Genomic DNA, 512 nt, shown 5'->3' with positions numbered 1-512 from the left:
GCCGAGGGCAGAAGCGAATGTTTGATCTTTCGGGATATAGGTAATCCCGTAATTTAAGTCTTCGGCTTCTTCCAGCCGTTCAATATTCCAGGAGCCGTTGATCATCATGGCGAGCTGACCTGCTGCAAACTGTCTGGCCAGATCATCCTGGGTGGCGTTTAACACTTCCTTGCTCATTGCGCCTTTCTTGATCAGATCTGTTAAAAACTGAAGAGAAGAGGCTGCTTCTTTTGAATTCAGCTGTTTTAGATCTGCTCCGGAAGACAAAAGAAACGGATAAAATTGAAAAGCGCTTTCCTCTGATTTTACGGCTGACAGGGCAAATCCTTTCGTTTGGCCTTTGCTCGTTTTTTCCGCCGCTTTTTTCAGATCGCTCCACGTTTCAGGCGGTTTGGAGATCCCTGCATTCTTCAAGAGGTCTTTGTTGTAAAACAAGGCAAGCGCATTGCTTGCGAAAGGGATGCCGTAGTACTTCTCTTCATATCCGGCTGATGATAGAGGCCCCTCATAAA

The 512-nt window shown here is 46.5% G+C and carries 1 protein-coding gene; it reads right to left on the bottom strand.

Translation table 11 applies throughout. From position 1 onward, the window contains the following. Positions 1-512: extracellular solute-binding protein (locus ACWHAR_RS32245; RefSeq protein ID WP_452089071.1), on the bottom strand; the 512-nt coding region annotated here is incomplete at both ends.

The organism is Bacillus sp. LR--39 (genome assembly GCF_053613335.1).
This window is presented reverse-complemented; position numbering and strand designations above follow the sequence as displayed.